The sequence below is a fragment of the Helicobacter sp. T3_23-1059 genome, assembly GCF_053654515.1.
Map to the genome: position 1 here is coordinate 1 of NZ_JBSIUV010000266.1, position 329 is coordinate 329.

Genomic DNA, 329 nt, shown 5'->3' on the forward strand with positions numbered 1-329 from the left:
CTTGCGTGGCTTTTCGTAGCGTGTTTATGGCTTGTTTTGGCTCATTTATCCACGCGCGAGAATCTAGCGCGTTTGCAAGGCGTTTGCCTAAGGCGATTTCTAGCGCATTTTGTGCGTGTTTTGGTAGGTTTGATTCTTTTAGTGTGTGCGTGATGACTTCGCCTGCTTTTTGACTAAAATCTAATGCCTTTTGTCTTAGTTTTGGGGATTTTAGTGCGGCTTGTGTGGCTTTGCTTGTGATACCCCCTGCGATAAACCCTGCTAGAAATTTTTCAGGGCTAAAGCCTTTTATGTTGCCATTTTCATCGTATTCTACCCCTGCTACGCTT

General features: G+C 44.7%; 1 protein-coding gene. It reads right to left on the minus strand.

The genetic code is table 11. The features are described 5' to 3' along the window. Window positions 1–329, minus strand: a 329-nt coding sequence (locus ACWIX0_RS14365) for a hypothetical protein (protein WP_454174640.1), incomplete at both ends; no start/stop codon positions are given.